Origin of the sequence: Sphingomonas sp. CCH9-F2 (assembly GCF_001556735.1) — a bacterium.
GTDB classification, from domain to species: Bacteria; Pseudomonadota; Alphaproteobacteria; order Sphingomonadales; family Sphingomonadaceae; genus Sphingomonas; species Sphingomonas ginsenosidimutans.
The window spans coordinates 1-208 of record NZ_LSJO01000202.1; the positions used below are offsets into that span (position 1 = coordinate 1).

Genomic DNA, 208 nt, shown 5'->3' on the forward strand with positions numbered 1-208 from the left:
CCGCCGGTCTTCGACCGCAGCGGCTGCGACGCCTCGCGCGCGGCGGCGATCCGGTCCATCTCGGCCTGGATCGCGTCCGGCGCGCCGGGCGTGCCGCGGAACGTCGCGCCGATCACCACGGCACCCGCGGGAAGGTCCGAATGACGATAGGTATAGCGAAGGTTTGCGACCGGCAGCGTCCGCCGCGCACCGTCACGCATCGCCACCT

General features: G+C 73.1%; 1 pseudogene. It reads right to left on the bottom strand.

Features of this window, described 5'->3' with window-relative positions:
- Positions 1 to 208, bottom strand: a pseudogene (locus AX685_RS05875) (UDP-N-acetylmuramate dehydrogenase); the annotation flags it as partial.